Origin of the sequence: Paraglaciecola hydrolytica (genome assembly GCF_001565895.1) — a bacterium.
Lineage (GTDB): Bacteria > Pseudomonadota > Gammaproteobacteria > Enterobacterales > Alteromonadaceae > Paraglaciecola > Paraglaciecola hydrolytica.
In genome coordinates, this window is record NZ_LSNE01000009.1 from 166921 (window position 1) to 170964 (window position 4044).

Annotated in this window: 4 protein-coding genes; 2 read left to right on the forward strand and 2 right to left on the reverse strand. The window is 43.3% G+C overall.

The genetic code is table 11. The features are described from left to right. Positions 1-202: 202 nt before the first annotated feature. Together AX660_RS16485 and AX660_RS16490 are read right to left on the reverse strand one after the other, a co-directional pair. The gene (locus tag AX660_RS16485; protein WP_068379102.1) at positions 203-1567 is read right to left on the reverse strand and encodes an 8-oxoguanine deaminase; all 1365 of its coding nucleotides are present in this window, start codon (positions 1565-1567) and stop codon (positions 203-205) included. A 21-nt stretch (positions 1568-1588) separates the two neighbouring features. Next, a complete protein-coding gene (locus tag AX660_RS16490; RefSeq protein WP_068379105.1) occupies positions 1589-2941 on the reverse strand; it encodes a uracil-xanthine permease family protein in 1353 nt (450 codons plus the stop codon). A gap of 205 nt (positions 2942-3146) precedes the next feature. Between AX660_RS16490 and AX660_RS16495 the strand changes: the two genes are divergently transcribed. Further along, positions 3147-3473: an antibiotic biosynthesis monooxygenase family protein gene (locus AX660_RS16495; protein ID WP_068379108.1), complete on the forward strand. Its 327-nt coding sequence runs from the start codon at positions 3147-3149 to the stop codon at positions 3471-3473. A 9-nt stretch (positions 3474-3482) separates the two neighbouring features. Continuing rightward, a partial coding sequence (locus AX660_RS16500; protein ID WP_068379111.1) for a sulfurtransferase occupies positions 3483-4044 on the forward strand: 562 nt, incomplete at its 3' end.

Here is a 4044-nt window from a genome sequence, read left to right on the forward strand (position 1 = left end):
ATAAGTTGTTGATAAATAAGTAATAAATTTATTTGTGAGGAATGTTGTCACGTTAAATATTTGTAAAAAAGCAAGGTCAGAAAAAGTATGGCGCACTGACTCAGTACAAATGCGAGCCGAGTGCACCAAAAAGGTAATGAGTCTTTTATAGTAGAGTTGTGTAAGTTGTTTACCGCTACGCTTTTGCTCACAAGGATTTTGCTTACAAGGTTTTGGCTTGTAAGGATTTGGCTAAGGCATGGTGGGTTTGCATTAATTGGCTTTGTAAAATCTGCCCGTGTTGACTGTCTTCGATTAACCACTTACCAGCCACCATCAGTTTAGACACCTGATGGGCCCCGCAGGTTACCAATGCTGCGATGGGGTCACCCGCACCAGAAAAACGCAGTTCATTACAGCTAAACAATGCAAGATCGGCCTGATAACCCACTTGGATCTGACCAAGTTGCTGACGGCCTAATACTTTGGCTGAACCTGTGGTTGCATAACCTAGTACACGTTCTGCGGTGATAGTTTGCGCACCATAACGTAGGCGTTGTTGTAATAGTGACTGACGTACCTCTTGGATCATGTTAGAACAATCATTAGAGGCTGAGCCGTCTACCGCTAAACCAATATTACAACCTGCTTGTTCAAGCTCCACCGTAGGGCAGATACCTGAAGCGAGTAACATATTAGAGCTGGGGCAATGGGCTATGCCTATTCTGGCTTTACCTAAACGCACTATTTCATCAGGTGTAAAGTGAATACCATGAGCCAGCCAAGTTTTATCATTGAGCCAACCGCAGGATTCAAGGTAATCAAGTGGACGCATACCGTATTGTTTTAAGCAGAAATTGTTTTCGTCTTCCGTCTCGGCTAAATGGGTATGCAGCATCACATCATTTTTAAGTGCCAATTCAGCGGTTGCTTGCATCAGCTGTTTTGATACTGAAAAGGGCGAGCAGGGCGCTAAGGCGATTTGAATCATGGCATCGCTAGTTCTGTCATGATAAGTATCAATAAGACGCTGACTGTCAGTAATAATGCGGTCTTCTGTTTGGATAACAGAGTCTGGAGGTAAGCCCCCCTGACTTTCCCCTAAACTCATCGAGCCGCGAGTTAAGGTGGCACGACAACCTAAAGAGTTAATCGCTTCAACCTGAATATCGATGGCGTTTTCTAAACCTTTGGGGAACACATAATGATGATCGGCCACTGTGGTGCTGCCAGACAACATTAACTCAAGGCCCGCTAATTGCGTTGCGCTGTAAAGCATTTTGGCATCAAGATTTTTCCATACTTGATACAAAAATTTGAGCCACGGAAACAAGGGTTTATTTAAGGCTCCAGGCACACAGCGGGTTAAGGTTTGGTAAAAATGATGATGGGTATTGATAAGGCCTGGCGTGATGATCAAGTCACTGCAATCTATATATTGGTCATAGTCTGTGTGAGGTTGTTGGCCAGTGGGCACCAATTCTATTATTTGTTTACCTTGGATCACCAAGCCATTACCTGCATCCATAGCATTGGCGGTAAAAATGGCGGCTGGTGACTTAAGCCAAATTTGGGGTTGTTGCTGCATGTAACGGTATCCTGTTAAAAATTAAATAGATTGGTCTAGTGGCTCTAAGGGTTTTTCAGGGATCATCATGCTCATTATAATGGCGCAAAAGCCCGCCACGGTGACAGAAGAAGAAAAGATGTTTTTTGCCAATTCAGGTAATTGTGCCACGGCAGCGGGTACCATCATTACGCCCAAACCAAGGCCCATAGAAGTGGCTATAATTAAACTTTTTCGCCTGTCGATGGGCTCGCTGGTGAGGATCTTAACCCCTGCAACCGCAATGGTGGCAAACATAACAAGAGTTGCGCCACCTAATACCGGTTTAGGCATTAGTTGCATTACCGCGCCGATAGCCGGAAACAAACCCAATAACACCAACAAACCGGCAATATAAAAAGCAACGTGGCGACTGGCTACCCCTGTCATTTGGATCACCGCATTATTTTGTCCAAAAGTTGTATTAGGGAAATTATTAAATACCGCTGCCAGCATAGAGTTAATACCATCGGCTAAAATCCCACCTTTAATCCTTTTGATATAAAGCGGGCCCGTGATGGGCTGACGACAAAATAAGCTATTAGCGGTTAAATCACCGGCGGTTTCGATGGCACTTAAAAAGTACACCAAGGCCACGGGAATAAAAACTTCCCACTGAAACGCAATGCCATATTTAAAGGGGATGGGTAAGCTGATCAGTGGCAGATCTAACATGGCCGAAAACTTGAGCATATCAAACCACCACGCCAACAGACTACCGCAAAACATACCGATAAAGATGGCCGACAGCCTTATCATAGGACGTTTGGAAGCGTTAAACGCCACCACTATGATCAATACCGTAATACCCAGTAGCATATTGTCGGCGGAGCCAAAATCATTCACACCAAAACCGCCAGCGAGATCTGTCATACCTACTTTGATTAAGGTAATACCTATAGTGGTGATCACAATCCCCGTGGTCAGGGGGGTAATAATGCCTTTGACTTTATCAATAAAGCGACTTAAAAATATCTCGACAAATGCACCCCAAAAACAAATGCCAAACATCATGGCGAGTATGTCATCCTTGCTGCCACCGTTATTTTTTACCATAAAACCCGCAGCCAATAAGGCGCCGATAAAGGTAAAGCTGGTGCCCTGCACCGCAATCAAACCGCTACCCACTGGTCCAAAGGTTTTTGCCTGAATAAAGGTGGATACCCCAGAAACCATCAAGGCCATACTGATCAAATAAGGGATTTCAGCTTGTAGATCCAAGGCATTACCAATAATTAGAGTGGGGGTGATAATGCCAATAAAACACGCCATCAGATGCTGTATAGCAGCAGTAATGCAATGGGATACTTTAGGTTTATCATGTAATCCGTACAAAATTTCGCTATTTAGCGGCATGTTATAACTACTTTTGAGAATTGATGTTTTATCACATAAAGCAATTATTTGACCATCTAGTCAATTTTATCAGTTAAAAGTTAAGGTATTGAAATTATTGATTTTAATGAGTTTACTTGGTCTGGTTTTACGGGGCTTGATAAAATAGATTGCTCCGCTAAGGTGCAAGATTATACTGAAGCTAATAATAACGAGGGTTAGAATCATGACAACAGAGCAGAGTGTGATCGCAGCCACCCCTAAGCCACCTTATTATGCGGTGATTTTTACCAGTGAGTTGAATGCAAATACCCAAGGTTACGGGGAAATGGCTGATAAAATGGTGGCGCTGGCAGAGCAACAACCTGGCTTTTTAGGTTTTGAATCAGCTCGTTCTGAATTGGGTATTACCGTGTCTTATTGGACTGACTTGGCGGCGATTAAAAACTGGAAACAAAATGCGGAACATCTTGTGGCTCAAAAACTAGGCAGAGAGTTGTGGTATAGCGCGTTTAAAACCCGTATTGCCCTAGTTGAACGTGATTACAGTTAAGGATAAATAATGAAAAGTAATCTGCTCTCTGTTGATAGTTTAAAAGCCCGTTTGAGTGATGCTAATCTGATTGTGTTGTTTACCAGCATGGCAGATATTGCAACAGGGCAGGCTGAGGTTTTACCCCCCATGTTAATTCCAAATTCCTTGTTTTTTGACTTTGAAAATGTTTTTTGTGATAAGTCATCTGGCTTACCTCATACCATGCCAAAGCAAAAAGATTTCCAACGCGAAGCCAGAAAACTAGGTATCAATGCCAATAGCTCCTTGGTGGTATACGACAGTAAAGGTTTATATAGCGCAGCCAGAGTGTGGTGGATGTTTAAAACCATGGGGCATAAAGATGTTGTGGTATTAGATGGTGGTTTACCAGCATGGTTGGAAGCGCAATATCCAGTGAGTGACAGCTTAGGCATGCTTGGTAAAAGTGGCGATTTTACTGCACAAAATATCCCAGGGCTGATGGTTGATAGCACTTGGGTGCTGAATCATTTACAGCAAAGTTCGGTGATCGATGCCCGTTCTAGTGCTCGTTTTAACGGTACTGCGCCAGAACCTCGAGCAGGTTTGC

What these genes read in the sequence shown, in the direction of transcription:
- AX660_RS16485 (WP_068379102.1), bottom strand. Translation starts at nt 1,567, where the DNA reads ATGCAGCAACAACCCCAAATTTGGCTTAAGTCACCAGCCGCCATTTTT.
- AX660_RS16490 (WP_068379105.1), bottom strand. Translation starts at nt 2,941, where the DNA reads ATGCCGCTAAATAGCGAAATTTTGTACGGATTACATGATAAACCTAAA.
- AX660_RS16495 (WP_068379108.1), top strand. Translation starts at nt 3,147, where the DNA reads ATGACAACAGAGCAGAGTGTGATCGCAGCCACCCCTAAGCCACCTTAT.